The sequence below is a fragment of the Kitasatospora sp. NPDC056800 genome (assembly GCF_042789775.1).
Classification (GTDB): domain Bacteria; phylum Actinomycetota; class Actinomycetes; order Streptomycetales; family Streptomycetaceae; genus Kitasatospora.
Window position 1 is genome coordinate 1 of record NZ_JBHUAL010000197.1, and the last position, 18229, is coordinate 18229.

The 18229-nt window shown below is 70.6% G+C and carries 22 protein-coding genes; 5 read left to right on the forward strand and 17 right to left on the reverse strand.

Going from position 1 to position 18229, the window contains the following annotated elements; all coding sequences use genetic code 11:
* Positions 1–64 precede the first annotated feature (64 nt).
* Both aspS and ACFRQN_RS32330 read right to left on the reverse strand, forming a co-directional pair.
* The gene (gene aspS, locus ACFRQN_RS32325) at positions 65–1372 is read right to left on the reverse strand and encodes an aspartate--tRNA(Asn) ligase (protein WP_380743896.1); all 1308 of its coding nucleotides are present in this window, start codon (positions 1370–1372) and stop codon (positions 65–67) included.
* Between the two features lie 288 nt (positions 1373–1660).
* Positions 1661–2014, reverse strand: a complete 354-nt coding sequence (locus tag ACFRQN_RS32330) for a UBP-type zinc finger domain-containing protein (RefSeq protein WP_117488836.1) — start codon at positions 2012–2014, stop codon at positions 1661–1663.
* A gap of 384 nt (positions 2015–2398) precedes the next feature.
* On the opposite strand from ACFRQN_RS32330, the gene ACFRQN_RS32335 reads away from it, so the two are divergent.
* On the forward strand, positions 2399–4633 hold the full coding sequence (locus tag ACFRQN_RS32335; protein ID WP_380743898.1) for a transglycosylase domain-containing protein: 2235 nt from the start codon (positions 2399–2401) through the stop codon (positions 4631–4633).
* 125 nt (positions 4634–4758) lie between these two features.
* The gene (locus tag ACFRQN_RS32340; RefSeq protein ID WP_074001997.1) at positions 4759–5193 is read left to right on the forward strand and encodes a VOC family protein; all 435 of its coding nucleotides are present in this window, start codon (positions 4759–4761) and stop codon (positions 5191–5193) included.
* Positions 5194–5225: 32 nt separating this feature from the next.
* Here the strand turns inward: ACFRQN_RS32340 and ACFRQN_RS32345 are convergent, their stop codons facing one another.
* The 9 genes from ACFRQN_RS32345 to ACFRQN_RS32385 form a co-directional block, all read right to left on the reverse strand.
* On the reverse strand, positions 5226–6329 hold the full coding sequence (locus ACFRQN_RS32345; RefSeq protein ID WP_380743900.1) for a methyltransferase domain-containing protein: 1104 nt from the start codon (positions 6327–6329) through the stop codon (positions 5226–5228).
* Positions 6326–7300: an ATP-grasp ribosomal peptide maturase gene (tgmB, locus tag ACFRQN_RS32350; protein WP_380743902.1), complete on the reverse strand. Its 975-nt coding sequence runs from the start codon at positions 7298–7300 to the stop codon at positions 6326–6328. Before tgmB ends, ACFRQN_RS32345 begins: the two co-directional genes overlap by 4 nt.
* Before the next feature lies 1 nt (position 7301).
* Complete coding sequence (locus ACFRQN_RS32355; protein WP_234348348.1) at positions 7302–7640, reverse strand: hypothetical protein; 339 nt, start codon at positions 7638–7640, stop codon at positions 7302–7304.
* A 140-nt stretch (positions 7641–7780) separates the two neighbouring features.
* Positions 7781–8632 (reverse strand): helix-turn-helix domain-containing protein, encoded by an 852-nt coding sequence (locus ACFRQN_RS32360; protein ID WP_380743904.1) that lies wholly within the window; start codon positions 8630–8632, stop codon positions 7781–7783.
* Positions 8629–9141: a DUF6879 family protein gene (locus ACFRQN_RS32365; protein ID WP_380743906.1), complete on the reverse strand. Its 513-nt coding sequence runs from the start codon at positions 9139–9141 to the stop codon at positions 8629–8631. The genes ACFRQN_RS32360 and ACFRQN_RS32365 overlap by 4 nt, the downstream gene beginning before the upstream one ends.
* Positions 9125–9316: a hypothetical protein gene (locus ACFRQN_RS32370; RefSeq protein WP_380743908.1), complete on the reverse strand. Its 192-nt coding sequence runs from the start codon at positions 9314–9316 to the stop codon at positions 9125–9127. Before ACFRQN_RS32370 ends, ACFRQN_RS32365 begins: the two co-directional genes overlap by 17 nt.
* A gap of 112 nt (positions 9317–9428) precedes the next feature.
* Complete coding sequence (locus tag ACFRQN_RS32375) at positions 9429–9956, reverse strand: DUF6879 family protein (protein ID WP_380743910.1); 528 nt, start codon at positions 9954–9956, stop codon at positions 9429–9431.
* 329 nt (positions 9957–10285) lie between these two features.
* Complete coding sequence (locus ACFRQN_RS32380) at positions 10286–10687, reverse strand: hypothetical protein (protein ID WP_380743912.1); 402 nt, start codon at positions 10685–10687, stop codon at positions 10286–10288.
* A 98-nt stretch (positions 10688–10785) separates the two neighbouring features.
* Entirely contained in the window at positions 10786–11079 is a 294-nt protein-coding gene (locus ACFRQN_RS32385) for a hypothetical protein (protein ID WP_380743914.1), read from the reverse strand.
* 227 nt (positions 11080–11306) lie between these two features.
* Between ACFRQN_RS32385 and ACFRQN_RS32390 the strand changes: the two genes are divergently transcribed.
* Positions 11307–11693: a hypothetical protein gene (locus tag ACFRQN_RS32390; RefSeq protein ID WP_380743916.1), complete on the forward strand. Its 387-nt coding sequence runs from the start codon at positions 11307–11309 to the stop codon at positions 11691–11693.
* Positions 11694–11865: 172 nt separating this feature from the next.
* Here the strand turns inward: ACFRQN_RS32390 and ACFRQN_RS32395 are convergent, their stop codons facing one another.
* Together ACFRQN_RS32395 and ACFRQN_RS32400 are read right to left on the reverse strand one after the other, a co-directional pair.
* Positions 11866–12069 (reverse strand): DUF397 domain-containing protein, encoded by a 204-nt coding sequence (locus tag ACFRQN_RS32395; RefSeq protein WP_380743918.1) that lies wholly within the window; start codon positions 12067–12069, stop codon positions 11866–11868.
* Positions 12062–12928 (reverse strand): helix-turn-helix transcriptional regulator, encoded by an 867-nt coding sequence (locus ACFRQN_RS32400; RefSeq protein WP_074001989.1) that lies wholly within the window; start codon positions 12926–12928, stop codon positions 12062–12064. The genes ACFRQN_RS32395 and ACFRQN_RS32400 overlap by 8 nt, the downstream gene beginning before the upstream one ends.
* Positions 12929–13155: 227 nt before the next feature.
* Between ACFRQN_RS32400 and ACFRQN_RS32405 the strand changes: the two genes are divergently transcribed.
* On the forward strand, positions 13156–13509 hold the full coding sequence (locus ACFRQN_RS32405; RefSeq protein WP_380743920.1) for an ATP-binding protein: 354 nt from the start codon (positions 13156–13158) through the stop codon (positions 13507–13509).
* The gene (locus tag ACFRQN_RS32410) at positions 13506–13757 is read left to right on the forward strand and encodes a hypothetical protein (RefSeq protein ID WP_049651245.1); all 252 of its coding nucleotides are present in this window, start codon (positions 13506–13508) and stop codon (positions 13755–13757) included. The genes ACFRQN_RS32405 and ACFRQN_RS32410 overlap by 4 nt, the downstream gene beginning before the upstream one ends.
* An 83-nt stretch (positions 13758–13840) precedes the next feature.
* Here the strand turns inward: ACFRQN_RS32410 and ACFRQN_RS32415 are convergent, their stop codons facing one another.
* The 4 genes from ACFRQN_RS32415 to ACFRQN_RS32430 are packed head-to-tail and all read right to left on the reverse strand — an operon-like array spanning position 13841 to position 17949.
* On the reverse strand, positions 13841–14500 hold the full coding sequence (locus ACFRQN_RS32415) for a DUF5666 domain-containing protein (protein ID WP_380743922.1): 660 nt from the start codon (positions 14498–14500) through the stop codon (positions 13841–13843).
* A 12-nt stretch (positions 14501–14512) separates the two neighbouring features.
* Entirely contained in the window at positions 14513–15724 is a 1212-nt protein-coding gene (locus ACFRQN_RS32420) for an ABC transporter permease (protein WP_117488820.1), read from the reverse strand.
* Entirely contained in the window at positions 15721–16557 is an 837-nt protein-coding gene (locus ACFRQN_RS32425) for an ABC transporter ATP-binding protein (protein WP_380743926.1), read from the reverse strand. Before ACFRQN_RS32425 ends, ACFRQN_RS32420 begins: the two co-directional genes overlap by 4 nt.
* Positions 16558–16566: 9 nt before the next feature.
* Positions 16567–17949 (reverse strand): efflux RND transporter periplasmic adaptor subunit, encoded by a 1383-nt coding sequence (locus ACFRQN_RS32430; RefSeq protein ID WP_380743924.1) that lies wholly within the window; start codon positions 17947–17949, stop codon positions 16567–16569.
* Positions 17950–18229 lie beyond the last annotated feature (280 nt).

Below are 18229 nucleotides of genomic sequence, written 5' to 3' on the forward strand. Positions count from 1 at the left end.
AGGAAAGGATCTCCTCGGGCGCGGCCCGTTCCGTCTTCCGGTCCCCCGCCCACGGTTCGACGCCCTACGGTTCGAGGCGGTGCGGGCCCCGGAAGAGGAACGTCGCCTCGCGGATCGACGGCAGGCCGAGCGCCAGCATCAGCAGCCGGCCGAGCCCCAGACCGAGCCCGCCGTGCGGCGGGGTGCCGTAGCGGAAGCAGTCGAGGTACCCGGAGAGCGGGCCGGTGTCCATGCCCTTCTCCCGGGCCTGGGCGACGAGGCGGTCGTACCGGTGCTCGCGCTGGGCGCCGGTGGTGATCTCCACGCCCTTCCACAGCAGGTCGAAGGACTCGGTGACGGTCGGGTCGTCCTCCGGCCGCAGGTGGTAGAACGGCCGCACGGCGGCCGGGAAGCGGGTGACGAAGACGAACTCGTGCCCGGTCTGCTCGGCGATCAGGCCGCACAGCGCCCGCTCGCCCTCGGGGTCGAGGTCCTCCTTGACGCCCTCCGGGTCCCAGCCGGTGGCGCGGAGCCGGGCCAGCGCGTCGGCCATCGTGATCCGGGGGAACGGCAGTTCCGGGACGACGACCGGGGTGCCGAAGTGCTCGGCGATCGCCGCGCCGTGGCGCTCGGCCACGGCGGTCAGGACGCGGTGCAGCATCCGCTCCTCGAAGGCCATCACGTCCTCGACCCCGTCGACCCAGGCGATCTCGACGTCGACCCCGGTGAACTCGGTGGCGTGCCGGGAGGTGAAGGACGGCTCGGCACGGAACACCGGCCCGATCTCGAAGACCCGGTCGATGCCGCCCGCGATGGCCATCTGCTTGTAGAACTGCGGGGACTGGGCGAGGTAGGCGGTCCGGCCGAAGTAGCCGACCTCGAACACCTCGGCGCCCGACTCGGAGGCCGTCCCCATGAGCTTCGGCGTGTGCAGCTCGGTGAAGCCCTCCTCGGCCGCCACCTCCCGCATCGCCCGCTCGACGGTCGTCTGGACGTCGAAGACCAGCTGCTGGGAGGGCCGCCGGATGTCGAGGAACCGCCAGTCCAGGCGCTGGTCGATCCCGGTCTTCTCGTCGATCGGCAGCTTCGGCTCGGCCGGCGAGACGACCTCCACGCGGGTCGGGACGATCTCCAGACCACCGAGCTTGACCTGCGGGTCGGCGACCACCCGGCCGGTGATCTTCACGGCGGACTCGACCGTCACGCCCTCGAAGGCGGCCTCGATGACGTCGTCCTCCCCACCCCGGAGGTGGGTGACCTGCACCAGACCGGTGTGGTCCCGGACCAGGACGAACTGGATGCGCCGCTGGAGTCGGAGCGTGTTCACCCACCCGTAGACGGTGACCGTCTCCTCCAGGTGCGCGGGCAGCTCGGCGACAAGGGTGCGCGTCATGACAGGGAACTCCCCGGGTTTGCGGGCGCGTTGGTCGCGCCACGTCGACGGGCGGTAAACGGCCGCCCTGGGCGCGTTCACCGTAGAGGATCAAGCCCGTGGGAGTCGCGGGGTTTTCCCTCGTGTCCGGGCGGACGGCGGCCGGTGTCCGGGCGGACGGCGGCCGGGCGGACGGCGGACAGGGGTCGGCGGCCCCTGCGCGATGCGAGGGGCCGCCGGAACGGTGCGGTAGCCGTCGGCCGACCGCCTCGTACGGGGAGGAGGCGGTGGCCGTCGCGGTGGGGATCGTCAGTGCAGCTGCGACTGCCAGTCGGCGGGGACCCGGCCGGCCGGGCCCGGGGTGGGCTGGGTGACCGGGTGGGCGGTGGGCGGTGCCAGCGGCGGGCCCTCGTAGTACTCGCCGGTGTCCAGGTTCCAGAACCACTCCTCGCCGGGCTCGAAGCTGACCAGGAACGGGTGGCCGGCCTGGCGCGCGTGCTTCGTCGCGTGCTGGGCGGGGGAGGAGTCGCAGCAGCCGATGTGGCCGCAGGCCGCGCAGCGGCGCAGGTGGAACCACCATCCGCCGCCGGCCAGGCACTCCGCGCAGCCGTCGCCGCTGGGCACCGCGGCGGGGTCGATTCCCGGGATCGGCTCGCCGGTCATAGCTGCCTCCTCGGCTGGGCGGTCCGTCCCCACCAGCCTGGCCCGGCCGTGGCGGCGCTGCCAGTCCGGGGCACCTGACCGTCCGCGGCACCTGACCGTCCGGGGCACCTGACCGTCCGGGCGCCGCAACCTTTCGGCCCGCTCACGGCATCAACCTGGTAGGGGGCGGGCCACGGGAGGGGCGCCGCAGACGGGGCGGACCAGGGCGGCCGGGGGCGGGGCGGGGCGGACCGAGTCGGAGGCCGGCCGCCGAATTCCCCCGAATTCATTTGGTACGTATGCGATTCACCCCCCGGGAATCGACCCCGGAGCCTGTTGCAGAGCCGTGACAGCCGCACGCGAAAAACCGTTCGACCGGAGACTTCCAAGGGTTAGCATTCCGGAATGGAATCGAACCTCCCCCCGATATGGAGTTCCTCCGAGAACGCGGACCTCCAGCCGTCCCGCAAGGCCCCGCTCCGGCTGGCCCGCCTCGGTGCGACCTTCCTGGGGGTGAGCGTCGTGTCCGGTGTGCTGCTGGCAGGCCTCGTCCTACCCGTCGCCGGCGGCATCGGGCTGACGGCCAAGAGCACGGCGGAGGGGTTCGAGGACGTCCCGTCCGACTTCAAGACCCCGCCGCTCACCCAGGCGACGCAGATCTTCGACGCCAAGGGCGGCCTGATCGCCAAGGTCTACGAGCGCGACCGCACCGTCATCACCGCCGAGCAGATGTCGCCGTTCATGCGCCAGGCCCAGGTCGACATCGAGGACGCCCGTTTCTACGAGCACGGCGCCGTCGACCTCAAGGGCGTCCTCCGCGCGATCAGCAAGAACGCGGAGAGCGGCACCGCCTCCCAGGGCGCCTCCACGCTGACCCAGCAGTACGTCAAGAACGTCAACGTCGAGCAGGCCGGCGACGACCGGGACGCCGTCCTGGAGGCCCAGCGCAAGACCCTGGGCCGCAAGATCCAGGAGCTCAAGGTCGCGATCAAGCTGGAGGAGGAGGTGCCGAAGGAGCAGATCCTCACCAACTACCTCAACATCACGTACTACGGGAACGGCGCCTACGGGGTGGAGGCCGCCTCCCAGCGCTACTTCAGCAAGAGCAACAAGGACCTCACCGTCGCCGAGGCGGCGACGCTCGCCGGGCTGGTGCAGAACCCGTCGCAGTACGACCCGAAGCTGCACCCGCAGGCCGCGCAGAACCGCCGCGACACCGTCATCGACAAGATGCTGGAGAACAAGCACATCACCGCCGAGCAGGCGAAGGAGGCGAAGGCCGCCCCGCTCGGCCTGAACTACAAGGCGCCGCAGAACGGCTGCATCACCGCCCAGGCCGGCATGGGCTTCTTCTGCGACTACGTGCGCCACGTGGTCAAGCAGGACCCGGCCTTCGGCCAGAGCTCCGACGAGCGCAAGAAGTTCTGGAACCAGGGCGGCCTGAACATCTACACCACGCTGGACCCGGAGAAGCAGGCCGCCGCCCAGAACGCGGTGAGCAGCAACGTCCGGGTCACGGACAGCGTCTCCGCCGCCGCCTCCATGGTCGAACCCGGCACCGGCAAGATCCTCGCCATGGCCCAGACCCGCCCGTACGGCCTGGACACCAACCAGAACCAGACCGTCGTCAACCTCAACGTCGACGCGGCGATGGGCGGCGGCAACGGCTTCCAGCCCGGCTCCACCTTCAAGCCGGTCGTCGCGGCCGCGGCCCTGGAGGCGGGCCTGCCGGCGACCCAGGAGTACTCGTCCCCGAACAAGCTCGAGTACCCGACGATGAAGACCTGCGAGGGCACCTGGAAGAACGAGGCGAGGCCCAGGACGGTGGTGCCCAACGAGTCCGCGAACGAGAAGGGCCCGTACCAGCTGAAGATGGCGATGGCCCTCTCGGTCAACACCTACTTCATCCAGATGGAGCAGGAGATCGGCCTCTGCGCGGTCAAGCAGATGGCCAACAAGCTCGGCATCACCACCAAGGCCAGCGGCAAGCCCCTGGAGGAGGTCCCCGCGATGGCCCTGGGCGTCGAGGAGATGAGCCCGCTGACCATGGCCAACGTCTACGCGACCTTCGCCGCCCAGGGCACCCACTGCGCCCCCGTCGCCATCAACCGGATCACCACCGTGGAGGGCAAGGACGTCCCCGTCCCGTCCTCCCAGTGCGAGAAGGCGTTCTCCGACTCGACGGCACGGGCGCTGAACACCGTCCTGAACGGCGTCACCGAGAACAACGGCACCGGCGCGGCGCTCAGCCTGGACGACAACCGGCAGATCGCCGGCAAGACCGGCACCTCGGACCGCAAGCGGGCCGCCTGGTTCAACGGCTACACCCCGCAGCTCGCCACCGCCGTCTGGATCGGCGGCCCCCAGGGCGGCGTCGAGATGCGCAACATCACCATCAACGGGAAGTACCGGGCCGAGGTGTTCGGCGCCGACGGCCCCGGCCCGATCTGGCGGGACGCCATGAACCAGGCCCTGCGCGGCACCCCCAAGCAGTCCCTGCCGATGGCCGACATCCCCGACCCGGCCCCCCGGACCGACCCGAACAAGACCCCGTCCGGCACCGGCACCGGCGCCCCCGGGGGCCAGGCGACCGCCCCGGCGGGCCCGGCGACCAACCCCGAGAACGACCAGCAGCCCTGACGCCGCGTTCCCCGCGCGTCGCCCCGTCGAGCACCGGCTCGGCGGGGCGATGTCGTTCTCTCCCCCCCCTGTACGGTGCCGGAAATTGAGCGGTGTGACCTTCTTGTCATGGCTATGGTGGCCCGATGGCATCGATCAAGCAGTTCCAGGTCACCTTCGACTGCGCGGAGCCCGAGCGCGTCGGCCGCTTCTGGTGCGAGGCCCTGGGGTACGTCCCGCCGTCCACGCCGGAGGGGTTCGACACCTGGGACGACTACCAGCGCTCGCTGCCGCCCGAGAAGCGGGGCTCGTGGTTCGCCGCCAGTGACCCCACGGGTGCGGGCCCGCGCATGTACTTCCAGCGCGTCCCCGAAGGCAAGGTCGTCAAGAACCGGGTGCACCTCGACGTACGGGCCGGCACCGGCCTGGTCGGCGCGGAGCGCGTGGCTGCCCTGGAGGCCGAGTGCGCCCGACTGGTAGCCCTCGGCGCGACCCGCGTCCAGCTGCTGGTCGCCGACGAGGAGAACGAGTCGTGCCTCTCGATGCAGGACGTCGAGGGCAACGAGTTCTGCCTCGACTGAGCACCGCCCGGATTCCACAACTTCCTGTTCGCTCAGAGCACCCAGCGGGTCACGCTGCCGTCCGGTGCCGAGTAGCTCACGAACTGCCCCTCCGGCCCGGCCTCGACCGTGAACCACTCACGGCGGGGGCGGTTCTGGCCTAGCCAGCTCCGGTGGGCGGCTTCGACCGCTCGCCAGAGGTCGCGGGGGCCGCTGCGGGCGACGGTGCCGCCGTGCGCGTGGGCGGTCGAACCGTCCGCGACGTCGCGAAGGACGTGACCGTCCCGGACCACGGTGGGACCGAGGTGGAGGTCGGCCCAGAACGCGAACCCCGGGTCGTCCAGGACGCGAGCGCCGATCTCCGTCCTCCGGCTGTCCGCCTGCGGCTCCGGCACCCCCGGGGCCGCGTCCCTCCCGCCGCGCAACGGCATGAAGGCCGCCGGACGATGCAGGAACCGCCCGACCGCGCGCCCGTCCGACACTTTGGTGAGCCTGGCCACCGCACCGCCCAGCGGAGCGACGATGAGGCCACCCGGCGCGCACTGGTCGAGCCACGCCCGGGGCACGCGACGGACACCACAGGTCGCGATGATCCGGTCGTACGGCGCCCCCGGCGGGTACCCGTCGGCGCCGTCGGCCCGGACCACGACGGGCGCGAAGCCGGCCTCGCCCAACCGGGCACGGGCGGTCGCCACCAGGTGCTCGGTGCGGTCGACGGTCGTGACGTGGGCCGCCCCCGCGAGGTGGCAGAGCAGAGCGGCGTTGTAGCCCGTCCCCGTCCCGACCTCCAACACCCGGTCCCCGGGCCGGACATCCAGCGCGTCCAGCATGTCGGCCATCAGGCTCGGCAGCGTGGAGGAGGAGGTCGCCACCCCACGGACGCCGTCCGGCCCGGCGTCCTCCGCGTGCACGCCGCCCACCTCGGTGACCAGCACCCGGTCCGCGTACACCTCCCGCAGCCACCCCTCACCGGCCGGCCAGGCGCGGTGCACACCCCCTTCCTCCCGGTAGAACACCGGAACGAACGGATGCCGCGGCACATTGAGGAACGCCTCGACCACCCGCGAGGACAGCACCACGCTCACCCGCTCGATCTCCGAGGCCAACGCGACCCGCGCCCGCAGGAGTTGGTCTTCGTTATAGAGGAGGGTCGTCATACCTGCTGGACCCCTTCCAAGTAGTCGCAGATGGCAGCGGTGATGGGCAGACCGGTCGCCTGCTCGATGAACCCGTACTGCCCGTTGGGGTTCACCTCAAGGAACGTCCAGTCGCCCGAGGGCGACACGACGAAGTCGAAGGCGCCGTAGGGCAGTTCCAGCCTGTCCAGCATGCGACGGACAGCACTCGCCACCGCTGCGGGAGGGTCGCAGGCCTGGTAGGTCAGGCTGTCGTAGTCGCTTCGCCAATCGACCTCCGCTGCCGCCGAGTTCGCGTGGATCTCGGCGGCGAACAGCCGCCCGTCGACGGCGGTGAGCCGCACTTCGTGGGCCTTGGGCACCCATTCCTGGAACAGGTGCGCCGTGGTACGGATCGACGGATCACCGGTGTCGGCCGTGCTCAGCACGCTCGCGTACACGGCGACCGACTGACCTCCGACCGTCCCGCGGATCGGCGTGAAGGGTTTGTAGACCACCGGAGCCCCGATGCCGTCCGCGAACTCCCGTGCGGCTTCCGGTCTGTTGGTGATCAACGTGCGCGGGACCCGAAGCCCCGACTCGGCCGCCACCCAAAGCTGGAACGGCTTGTACTCGGCATCGGCCGCGCGGCCCGACGGCGGCAGCCAGCGCCAGGGCAGCGCGGACAGCAGGCCGCCGAACCCTCGCCGCGCCTCGGCGGAGGCCACGCTGCGGGCCTCCGCCGACATCTCGGCGGGGAACTCCGGTGCGGTCGGGCGACGGTAGTAGACCGACCGCACAGCCGAGAGGTCGAGTGTCCGCCGCCCGGTCGCCAGCGTCCCGGCCCAGCCGGACGCCCCGTCGAGGCCGGCCGCCAGGGCCAGCCTCGACGGGAACCACGCCGTGTCCGCCCGGAAGACGGGAGTTCCGCGCCGGTTCAGTTCCTCGATCACGAGGTCGGCGGTGGGATCGAAGGTCCCCGTCAGCACGAGGACGGCATCGGCGGTCGGCATCTCAGTCGTTGCTGCTTCCCGGGTCGTCCGGCGCGTCCATCTGCCCGGACGGCTGCGTCGGGCCGTAGGTCTTGGGCGGGGTGCTGGTCATGTAGACGCCGGGCGGGAGGCCCTCGTAGGTGCAGGTCTGCGTCTCGTCGTCGTAGCCGATGTCGGCGGGCAGGATCCCCCCGGCCCCGGTGACCGGGACGAGGAACCGGAAGGCGAACGGGCTCCCGGGCCCGCCCTCGCCGTCCAGCCCGGGCATGGGCGTCGCACCGGCGACGCCCATCGGCAGCCGGGACTCGGCGCGGTCGAAGACCGGCACGCCTCCCGGCCGGCTCAGAACGGTGGTGGACATGTGTGTACCTCCGCGTCGTCGCACTCATCGAATCGCCGACCACAGACGGCCTGCGATGCCTGACGAGAGGCAACGCTAGGCCCTTGAATTCCGCACATCCATGCCTATTCGAGTTCCCGCATAAAGTCCCCAGGCCATGACTAACGAGAGCGCCGGAACTCCTCTGACCACTGTTCGAGAAGCCCTCGGGCATCGTCTCCGGTGTGCGATTCCCCGTGAAAGAAATCAAACAGCAGCCGATAGTGATCGATATCCTTGGGATCACGCAGGACAAACCGCCCGGTGAACAGCTCGATCGTCACGAGCTTCGCGCCGTAGACCGTGAAGGTGTGAAACGGAACGTCGGCCACCTGGGCCGACAGTGGGATGATGCCAAGGTTGACGTTCGGGAGGCGGGACACGGAGGCGATCCGATCCAACTGGACGGCCATGACCGACGGAGCGCACAGTTTCCAGCGGACAGCCGATTCGGTCAGCAGGAAGTCGAATCGCTTGTCCTCGTCGTACAGGACGGCCTGGCGTTCGATCTTCAGAGCGATGGTCTGGGACACATCGCCGTCGACGGGGTCGATCGGAGGGCTCATGGCCGTACGCATGTACTCCGGCGTCTGAAGCAGGCCGGACGGCATCGCGGGCAAGAAGTAGCGGATGTGCCGGGCACCGTTTTCGAGAGACGCCAGTTCGCGCTGCCGCACATGCAGGCCACGGCGGACGGATGCGCGGACATCCTCGAATTCGGCGTTGGCCACGCTCGCCAGGTCGAGCAGTTCCTGGGCCAGGTCGTCGTCTATGCCCAACGCGGCGATGATCTGCTGGACATCGACGACCGTGGGCAGAGCCTTTCCAGTCTCAATGCGGGAGATCTTGCTCTGGCTCATCCCGTACCGCACGGCCAGACGCTCGCCGGAAAGGCCGGAGGCACGGCGAAGGTCCTTGAGCGCCGCTGCAAGGTTTCGACGTTGCTCTCCGGCCCTACCGGGATCGAGGGTCAAGCTGCGCCGTACTCCGTGAAAGGGACCGAGAGGGACAGGGCGAGATCACGCCAGCGCCGGTACTGCTCCAGGTCCGGGTCCTCCAGGAGATCCCGGCCGAGCTGCGTGCCGTCGGAGCGGTACTTCATGTCGACCACCTTCGCGCTGTCGAACATCCAGAAGTCCTGCTCCGGAAGCCCGGGATTCTCCCGTCCGGTGAGGTCCAGGATCCGAATGTCCTCGCCGGCCTCGACGTTGTACGCGTATGCCGCGAACTCGAAGCGCAGGTAGTCGGACAGCGGTCTGGTCAGGACGTGGACCCGCCCGATCCACCGCCCGGTCGCGCGGTAGTTCCGCACCCGGACGAGCCACGGGTCATCCGCTGGAATGTGCAACTCACCGGTGGCCAGGAATTCCTGGAACTCCTCGTCCTCGCCGGGCATCGCATAGGAACTCCGGGTCTCCAGCCGGAACGCCTCACGCTCGAACGAGTCGAAGAACGGGCGCCAGGATTCACCATCCAAGAGCACGGAACGCCTCCTTCAACACGGCCTCGGGGATCTCCACCACGGCCTCCCCCTCGGGCGTACGCCGCTCCACGGTGTATCCCTGGACGGCGATGGTGCCCCGGTCGGTGGTGAAGATCGTCGGGCAGTCGTCGTTGCGGCAGTTCGGGTCGCCGCCCGCGATCCGGGTGAGCTCCATGTTCCCCTCCACATGCTGTGCGGGTTGGTGACCAGAACCCTAAGGATCCTGCGAGGAGGCGGACAAGGATCATTCACGTTCCCGCATAGACACAGCGCCGAATGGTCAGCGCTCACTCGCCGTGGCGTGCCCACCAGTTGGCGAACGGCTCGGCGTGGGCGAGCGCGATGTCGCGACAGGCCTTGAAATCCGGCAGACGCTCGCTCGCGGCGAAGTCCGTGCCGAGGTACTTCCCGTGGTCGTCGTAGCCCATCGCCCCGACGGCCTGGTTGTCGAACATCCAGAAGTCGGGCGCGTCCGGGAGCGGGTTCTCCCGGTCGGTGGTGTCGAGGATGAAGAACTCCTCGCCGACCTCGGCGTTCCGCTGGTAGCCCCAGCCGAGTTCGAACCTGAGGTACGGCGTGAGCGGTCGGGCGAGGATGTGCACCCGGTACATGCGCTTCCCGGCCTGGACGGCATCGTCGACGGTCGTGACCCACTCCGCGGCACGGAAAGCATCCGGCTGAGACTCACCGGCGAGGAAGGCCTGGTAGGCCGCCACGCCACCGGACTGGCTGTAGTCGTCCAGCGTCTCCAGCCGGAACGCTTCGACTTCGAACGTGTCGAGCCAGTCGCCGAGTGTCGTGCGCGGTGCTGCCATGGGCTGCCCTTCTCAAGAGGCCGGAGATCCCCGCCACAGCAGATGCTCCAAGTGGTGCTGATGATGCGTCAAGGATGCAGGTATTCGAGGGCGTGAATACACCCGCAGCACAGGAATGTCGGCCGGCGGCTCCTTGCGGGGAGCGAGGAGCCGCCGGGTAGGGCTACCGGCGCAGGAAGTCGGAACCGCCGACTTCCAGCGCCGAGTGGGGGGGGGGGGGGGGGGCGGGGTGGGGGCGCGGGGGCGCCGGGGGGGTGGCCCCCCCCGCCCCCGGGGGGCCGGCCGCCCTCCGCCGCCCCCGCGCGGGGGGTGGGGGAGGGGGTGGGGGTTCAGTCGGTGTTGGGGAAGGCGGCGCGCAGGGCGGGGGTGCGGGTGAGGACGGCGACGGCGAGGAGGGCGAGGGCGGAGAGGCCCTGGAGGACGGCGTACCAGGGCGGGCAGAGGCCGGGGATGAGGTCCACGGCGATGATGGCGATCGGCATCACGGTGGAGAGGGTGCGGACGCGGTCGAAGGCCTTGGCGGAGCCGTCGGCGGCGCAGGTGGCCAGCCGGTGGAGGTACGGGGCGACGGCGAGGAAGATGACGCCGCGGATCCACATGAACGGGGTCGTCGGGTGGCCGATGGACGCCATCACGGCGACCGTGCCGAGGACGATGGCGCCGGCTAGGCCGAAGAGCGTGATGCACTTCTTCACCGTGGTGAAGGTGGACTGGTGGGCCGTGGGCGCCATGGTTCTTTCCCCTCCGTGTCGTTGTGGGAATGACGCTACGGAGCGGACGGGCGGCCGAGTATGGGTCCAGCCCCACAAGGGGGTGGGTCCAGCCCCACTCATGAAGCGGGCAGTGGACCCGGGTTGGTGATGACTCCGGTCCAGCAGCCGTCTTGGTCGGCCTCCTGCCAGGTGACCTCGAGTGTGCGGTGGGTGAGCTCCTCGGCCTTGCGGTGCATGGCCGTCTGCGCGATCACGGGCTCGCAGGAGGGCGCGGGTTCGTCGAGTCCCCCGTCGGCGATGCCGCCCGGTCCGGTGAAGTAGACGGCGTACCGCCACCGGTTCGGGGTCCGGTACAGGACGAGCGTCGCCGGAGTGCCAAGTCTGCGCCAGTACGGCTCCCGCTTTCCCATGCCGGAACCGTAGCGGCACCGGCAGGAGGGGCCGCCAGGGCGGAGGCGGTGCGTAGGAAGTCGGGCCGGCCGACTTCCTACGCAGGGTCTTATCGGGTTCTTGCCGGGAACCGGCAGGGGACCGGGTGGGATCTTGCGGGGTCCGGGCGGCGCGGGGCGGGGGCTGGTCTGAATAGTGTGATCGTCAGTGGATGTGAGCGAACGTCCGTGATGTGGGGGGTGGGGGCATGACTCCACTGGGCCTGAGCGCGGCCACCTGGTGGTGGATCGTCGCGCTGACGACGGTGCTGTTCTGGGCAATGGCGATACCGCCGCAGGTGACCCGGCAGTACCGGATCATGGTGGCCCTGGCGCCGCTGGTCGGAGCGCTCTTCCTGGTCGGGCGCTCCCACATGAACGGGACGACCTCGGCCGGCGCTCTGTCGATGTACGCGCTGGCGATGCTGTCGCTGACGCTGGGAACGGCCGGGCACCTCGGGAGGATGGCGCGCCTGCAACTGGCGGCCGACGAGGCGGGCGACAGGGACGAAGTGCCGCTCACCTGGGGCTTCATGGTGCAGTTCTTCCTGTGCGTGACCGCGGGCTTCGTGGTGTATTTCGTGATCCAGCCGTAGGCACGGGAGAGGGACGGACCGCACCCCGGCCTGGATCGGGGGTCATCCGGTCCGGGACGCCGAACTGGTCGACGGCGGAGTGGAGTTCGCGGTGGCAGGGTCGGGCCCCGACCACTTCTGAAGCACGTCGGCGGCCCCTTGCGGAAGAGCAAGGGGCCGCCGGAACGGTTCGCTAGGCGGTGGTGGTCACCAGGTGGTCGAACTCGCCCGCCTGAGTGCCCTGGAGGAACGCGGCGAAGTTGCGGGCGGTGGTGCGGACGATGACGTCGCCCTCGTCGGACTCCCGGAGTTCGATCACACCAGCATCGGCTCGCACCTCAACACAGTCTGCGTTCGAGCCCGAGAAACTGGACTTCTGCCAGGTGGAGTTACGCATATTTACTTTCCATGTCCTTCTTGATGGAGCGAATAAACTCTCGGGACTCCTCCCCCGAGAGAGCAGCCGAACCGATCCGGGCGAGCAGCGACCGAAACCTGGCCGTGTGAGCCGGGGCATCGAAGAGAAGGTTTCCGACACCCGAGTCCGACTGAACCGTGTCGAGTTCCTGAACCGGACCCTCGACGTACGTGAAGTTCTCGTTGGGCAGCGGGATCATGTCGACGTCGAACAGCACGACTCGGATGGAGATGTTGGGCCGCTCTGAGGCCTCGACAAGGGCGCCGAGTTGCTCGGCTTGGACCTTTGCCCCGCCGAACTGCATCCGCAGCGCCGCTTCATGGATGTATGCGGTGTACGGAGTCGCCTCAGAACGGATGATGTGCTGACGCCGCAGGCGGAAGGAGGCTCTCAGGTCGACCTCATGCCCCGGCAGAGGCGGATAGGAGCGAGCGAAGACGGCTGAGGCATAGGTGTTGGTCTGAAGCAGCCCATGGATGAAGGCCATCGTGTAGACCGAGAGCGCCCGTGCGTGAGCCTCGATCTCAGCAACTTCGAGGAAGTCCTGCGAAAGGTTCCCCCGGTACTCCTCCCACCAGCCTCCCTTGTCGCGGTCCGTGATGATGTCCGCGAGCGCGTCGATCAGGGGCTCGTTGACGCACATGCACAACGCCGCGATCGTGCGCAGGCGTTCGACGCTGATGCCGGTCTTGCCGCTCTCCATCTGCGTCACGTGGGCGGGGTTGATGCCCAGTGCGCGGGCGAGCTGGCTGCCGCCGAGGCCGGCCTGTTCCCGCATCCTGCGAAGTTCGGCACCCAACCGCAACTGGCGAAGCGTCGGGTTCGATCGAAGGGCCATGGGTCCAGTCTGCCAGCCCCGTTCGGGGGAACTTCGCGTGGATCGCCACAAATCTGTGGCGCCTCACGCTATCGTCACCCTCAGAACGATCCGATGGATCGTCAGACACGCCTTGGTTCAGGGCAGTAGGCGCCTGCTGCCCTCCGGCCGAAGAGCGGCCACGCCCTGGTCCGGCTCGCGGCTCTCCCCCTCCACACCCATACCTCTCGGAGGTTCCCGTGTGCACCTTGAACACCCCCTCCCTCACCCTCACCCGGCAGGCCCTGCGGAGCGCCCTGACCCGCGCCTCCTGGGACACCGAGACCATCTTCAACGCCGAACTCGCCCTCGGCGAACTCATCGTCAACGCGTGGCGGCACGCCGGTACCGCCTCGCCCGTCGTCTACTTCTCCCTCGACGTCGACACCCTCCGGGTCTGCGTCGCGGACGAGAGCGCCCTGCTCCCCCAGGAGAAGCCCCTGTCCCTGCTCGCCGAGTCCGGCCGGGGCCTCCAGCTCGTCGCCGGGCTCACCCACCGCTGGGGCGTCGACCCCCAGGAGCGTGGCAAGACGGTCTGGTACGAGCTGGACTCCGCCGCGTGACCCGCGAACCGATCGCCCCCGACGACCCCCGGATGCGGAACTTCGCCGCCCCGCACATCACCGGCCTGCTCGGGGAGTTGCACCGTCGGGGCCTCCCGTACGGGCTCCTCTGGGGCTCGGCCTCGGCGGGCGAGACGATCCTCGACGGGCGTCTCCTGGTCGACTTCGGCAACGCGCCCGTGAGCACCCTCGTCAACCTCCTCCACCTGCTGCGGGACCTGGACCGGGAGGCGGCGTGGGAGCGGTGAGCCTCCTCGAACCGCGCTGAACACATGCGAAGGCCCTCGCCCACCGAAGGGGCGAGGGCCTCGCGGCGTCCGTCGGCTCCGGGTCAGCCGCCGGACGGGTTCCTGGGGGCGCCGCCACCGGCACCGCCGCCGAAGCCACCACCACCACCACCGAATCCACCGGCGGCGCCTTCGACCAGCTGGCTGGCGGTGTAGCCACCGTTGGCGTCGGGAGTGCCGACGACCGTCACGCTCTGGCCGGGCTGCAGGTCCCCGACCTTGCCCTCCTTGTTGAGCTGGACCTTCGTCGCGTCGCCGGTGGTGACCTTGATGGTGTTGCCGTTGGTGTCGGTCAGGTAGACGGTGTTGCCGTCGACGGCCTTGACCGTGCCCCGGGCGAAGCCGGCCTGCCCGCCCTGCCCCTGCCCGCCCTGCCCAGCGCCCTGCCCGGCGCCCTGGCCCCCACGGCGGGAGCCGCCCTGCCCCTGCCCGTAGCCACCTCCCTGAGCAGCAGCGGCGGCCGCCGGCCGGGCGGAGGACTTCCCGCCGCCCGTCGGCCCGTTGTTCTGCTGGTACCAGACCCCGCCCGCGAACGCCCCGGTGGCGATCACGCCGCCCGCCAGCACCAGGCTGAGCCAGGGCAGCTTCCGCCTCGGCGGCGCGGCCAGTTCGGCGCTCACGTCCCGCGCGTCCGGCGGGGTGGCGAGGAGGGCGACCTGCTCGGCGGGGGTTCCGGGCCCGACGGTGGCGATCTCTTTGCTCATGACAGTGGAGTCCTACTCGTGCCGGAGGGCGTCGATCGGCCGCAGCGAGGCGGCCCGGTTGGCGGGGTAGCTGCCAAAGAACAGCCCGATGGCGACGGCGATGGCGAAGGCGCCGAGCACCGATTCGGGGATCACCACGGGTTTGATGCCGACGATGCTGAAGTGCGAGCCGGCGATTCCGGCGGCCACGCCCAACCCCGCGCCGATCACCGACAGCAGCGTCGACTCGGTGAGGAACTGCCCGAGGATCACCGCGCGCGGGGCACCGAGCGCCTTGCGGATGCCGATCTCCCTGGTCCGCTCGGTGACCGTCACCAGCATGATGTTGGTGATCCCGATCCCGCCGACCAGCAGCGAGATCGCGGCGACCGCGCCGAGCAGCACGGTGAAGGTCTTCGTCGTGCTCTCCCTCGCGGTGAGCAGGGAGGCCTGGCTGGTGATCCGGAAGTCCGCCTTGGCGGGGTCGGCGATCGCGTGCGTGCCGAGCAGGACGCGGGTGATCTCGGACTGGGCGGCCGTGGTGCTGTCCGCGTTCGCGGCCTGGACCAGGATCTGGTTGACGGAGCCGAAGCCGGTGAAGGCGTTCTGCACCGTCGGGAGCGGGGCGATGACGACGTCGTCCGGGTCGGTGAAGCCGCTGCCGCCCTTGGCCTGGAGCACGCCGACCACGGTGAACGGCGTGCCGCCCAGCACCACCGACTTGCCGACCGGGTTCTCGGTGTCGAACAGCTGCTTGGCCGTCGTCGCGCCGAGCACCGCGACCTTGCGCGAGTTGAGCACGTCGTCGTCGGTGAAGTACTCGCCGTGCGCGACCTTCTGGTTGGCGGTCTCGAAGTACGACGGGTAGGTGCCGACGATCGAACCGGGGCTGTACGAGATGTTCCCGTACAGCGCGGTGCCGCTGGTGGTGACCACCGGGGCGACCGACCTGATCGCCCCCGCGTCGGTGTCGCTCGCCAGCGCCTTGGCGTCGGCGACCGTCAGCTTCTTCACCGAGGAGGTGGCCCGGGAGCCGCCGTTGGCCGAACCGGAGCTGACCGTCAGGGAGTTGGTGCCGAGCGAGGTGATCGAGTCCTTCACCGCCACCGACGAGCCGTTGCCGACCGCCAGCAGCAGGATCACCGAGGCCACGCCGATCAGCACGCCGAGCATGGTGAGCGCCGAGCGCACCTTGTTGGCGGCCAGGCCGCCGACCGCGAAGCGGAGCGTCTGCCAGAGGATCACGCCGGCACCTCCGCGCCCGCCGGGCCCGCCGCGAGCTCCGTGTAGGCCGCGTCCAGGAAGGGCGGCGGCCCCTCCACGGGCGCCTGCCGCAGATCGCTCACGATCTGCCCGTCGACCAGTCGCAGCACCCGCTTGGCGTGCCGGGCGACCTCGTCCTCGTGGGTGATCAGCACGACCGTGCGGCCGGTGGCGTTGAGCCCGTCGATCAGGGCCAGCACCTCTTCCGTCGAGCGGCTGTCGAGGTTGCCGGTCGGCTCGTCGGCGAGCAGCATCGCGGGCGCCGTCACCAGCGCCCGCGCCACCGCGACGCGCTGCTGCTGGCCGCCGGAGAGCTCGTTGGGCTTGTGGCCGGCCCGCTCGGCGAGCCCGACCAGCGACAGCGCGGCCATCGCCCGGCGGCGCCGCTCGGCGGTCCGGACGCCCGCGTAGGCGAGCGGCAGCTCGACCTGGGCGAGGGCGGTGGTGCGGGGCACCAGGTTGAAGGACTGGAAGACGAAGCCGATCTTGCGGTTGCGCACCAGTGCGAGCTGCTGCTCGTCCAGGTGGCCGACGTCGGTGCCGTCGAGGAGGTAGCGGCCGGCGGTCGGGACGTCCAGGCAGCCGAGGATGTTCATCAGGGTGGACTTGCCGGAGCCGGAGCTGCCCATCACGGCGACGAAGTCGCCCTGTTCGATGTCCAGGCTGACGCCCCGCGGCGCACCGGTCTCCGGGTCGGAGGGGCCGCGCAGCGCGTGCACGGTGGCGTCGCCGTGCCCGTACGCCTTGGTGAGCCCGCGGATGCGGATCACCGGGACGGGGTGCGCGGGGACGCGCTTGTCGATGACGTGACGCATGCTCACGACTCAGCCCTTGCCGCCGCGACCGGCCCCGGCACCGGCGCCGCCACCACCACCGGAACCGCCCGGGAAGACCCCGCCGCCGGCCCCGCCCCGGTTGCCGCCGAGGCCCGGGAAGGAGGCGTTCGGGAAGCCGTTCCCGCCGCTGGTGGTGGGGAGTTCGACCTTGTCGCCCTCCTTCAGCCCGGAGACCACCTGCACCGTGCTGTCGCCCTCGACCCCGACCCCGACGGTGACCCGCTCGGAGGCGCCGTCCGGCTGTACCAGGGTCGCGGTGCGCGAGGTACCGGTGCCGGACAGCGCGGAGGTGGGCAGCGAGAGCGCGTTGTCGGCCTCGCCGGTGATCACCTGGACGGTGGCGCTGAGGCCGGTGCGCAGCGTGCTGGTGTCGCCGGTGATCTGCAGCGTGGCCGCGTACTGGACGGCGGCGGAGCCGGCCGCGCCGCCGGAGCCGCTGCCGGTGGGCAGCGAACTGACCGACAGGACGGTCGCGTTGAGCTTGGTGTCGGACTGCGCGTTCAGGGTGACGGTGGCCGCCTCGCCCTTCTTCAGCTTGAGCGAGTCGAGCTCGGAGAAGTTCGCGGTGACCTGCATCCCGGTCGGGTTGGTGAGCACGATGAAGCCGCTCGGGGCGGCCGCCGAACCCGTGCCGGTCCCGGTGGACTTGCCGGAGGAGGACGAGGCGGAGGCGCCGGAGCCGGTGGCCCCGACGGTGTCGCCGACCTTGCCGGAGACCGAGGCGACCGTGCCGTCCACCGAGGCGGTCAGGGTGGTGCCGGCCAGCGCCGCCTGGGCGTTGGCCAGGTTGGTCTGCGCGGTGGCGACCTGCTGCTGGGCCTGGGCCACGGCCGCGTCGTCGACCTTGGTGGTGGTGACGGTGGTGGTCTGCGGGGCGGGCGTACTGCTCCCGCCCGCCCCGCGTCCACCGCTGCCGGCCCCGCCGCCGGGGGTGGCGGCGGAGGTGGCGCCCGGCAGCTGCTCGGTGGTCGTGGTGGTGACCCCGGCCTGGGCCTTGGTGAGGTTGGCCTGGGCCGTGGTGAGCGCGGCCTGGGCCGCGTCCACCTGCTGCTGGGCCGCCGTGGTGTCGACGGTGGCGAGCACCTGGCCCTTCTGCACGGCGTCCCCGACCGCGACCTTCACCGTGGTGAGCTTCCCGCCGGTGGTGAAGTCCTGGGCCGCGTCGGTCGGTGAGACCAGGGTGCCGGTTCCGGACACGGTGGCCAGGACGGTGCCCTTGGACACCGTGGCGGTACGGGCCGCGGGCTTCGCGGAAGCCGGGCCGGAGCTGCCGCTGACCGTGGCGTACACCAGGGCGGCGCCGCCCAGCAGGGCCACGCCGAGCGCGGAGTTGACGAGGACGGCGCCTCGCCGCCGTGGGAGCACCTTCATGGCGGACAGCTTCCCGGCGGGCTCTTGCGTCGTGCTGGGCGGCGGCTGGGAGAAGCCTGACCGGCCGGATCCGGGCATTGCGGACAGAACACCCGTCCCGTGCGGGCGCCTTGGCCGTCCCGTGGGCGGCCGTTGGGCCAACTCCCAGCGGGCTCCCAGCGATCTCCAGCCATCCGGGAGGGCGTTCTGAGGACGTTCTCACGGAGGCGCGAGGAGCTGCCGGGAGCTCCGGGGAGGCGCGCGGCGCCACGGGGGCACCCGCGCGGAAACGCCGCAGGGG

What these genes read in the sequence shown, in the direction of transcription:
- ACFRQN_RS32425 (WP_380743926.1), bottom strand. Translation starts at nt 16,557, where the DNA reads ATGCGTCACGTCATCGACAAGCGCGTCCCCGCGCACCCCGTCCCGGTG.
- ACFRQN_RS32340 (WP_074001997.1), top strand. Translation starts at nt 4,759, where the DNA reads ATGGCATCGATCAAGCAGTTCCAGGTCACCTTCGACTGCGCGGAGCCC.
- ACFRQN_RS32415 (WP_380743922.1), bottom strand. Translation starts at nt 14,500, where the DNA reads ATGAGCAAAGAGATCGCCACCGTCGGGCCCGGAACCCCCGCCGAGCAG.
- ACFRQN_RS32430 (WP_380743924.1), bottom strand. Translation starts at nt 17,949, where the DNA reads ATGAAGGTGCTCCCACGGCGGCGAGGCGCCGTCCTCGTCAACTCCGCG.
- ACFRQN_RS32345 (WP_380743900.1), bottom strand. Translation starts at nt 6,329, where the DNA reads ATGACGACCCTCCTCTATAACGAAGACCAACTCCTGCGGGCGCGGGTC.
- tgmB (WP_380743902.1), bottom strand. Translation starts at nt 7,300, where the DNA reads ATGCCGACCGCCGATGCCGTCCTCGTGCTGACGGGGACCTTCGATCCC.
- aspS (WP_380743896.1), bottom strand. Translation starts at nt 1,372, where the DNA reads ATGACGCGCACCCTTGTCGCCGAGCTGCCCGCGCACCTGGAGGAGACG.
- ACFRQN_RS32335 (WP_380743898.1), top strand. Translation starts at nt 2,399, where the DNA reads ATGGAATCGAACCTCCCCCCGATATGGAGTTCCTCCGAGAACGCGGAC.
- ACFRQN_RS32395 (WP_380743918.1), bottom strand. Translation starts at nt 12,069, where the DNA reads ATGCGTAACTCCACCTGGCAGAAGTCCAGTTTCTCGGGCTCGAACGCA.
- ACFRQN_RS32390 (WP_380743916.1), top strand. Translation starts at nt 11,307, where the DNA reads ATGACTCCACTGGGCCTGAGCGCGGCCACCTGGTGGTGGATCGTCGCG.
- ACFRQN_RS32385 (WP_380743914.1), bottom strand. Translation starts at nt 11,079, where the DNA reads ATGGGAAAGCGGGAGCCGTACTGGCGCAGACTTGGCACTCCGGCGACG.
- ACFRQN_RS32375 (WP_380743910.1), bottom strand. Translation starts at nt 9,956, where the DNA reads ATGGCAGCACCGCGCACGACACTCGGCGACTGGCTCGACACGTTCGAA.
- ACFRQN_RS32370 (WP_380743908.1), bottom strand. Translation starts at nt 9,316, where the DNA reads ATGGAGCTCACCCGGATCGCGGGCGGCGACCCGAACTGCCGCAACGAC.
- ACFRQN_RS32380 (WP_380743912.1), bottom strand. Translation starts at nt 10,687, where the DNA reads ATGGCGCCCACGGCCCACCAGTCCACCTTCACCACGGTGAAGAAGTGC.
- ACFRQN_RS32400 (WP_074001989.1), bottom strand. Translation starts at nt 12,928, where the DNA reads ATGGCCCTTCGATCGAACCCGACGCTTCGCCAGTTGCGGTTGGGTGCC.
- ACFRQN_RS32330 (WP_117488836.1), bottom strand. Translation starts at nt 2,014, where the DNA reads ATGACCGGCGAGCCGATCCCGGGAATCGACCCCGCCGCGGTGCCCAGC.
- ACFRQN_RS32355 (WP_234348348.1), bottom strand. Translation starts at nt 7,640, where the DNA reads ATGTCCACCACCGTTCTGAGCCGGCCGGGAGGCGTGCCGGTCTTCGAC.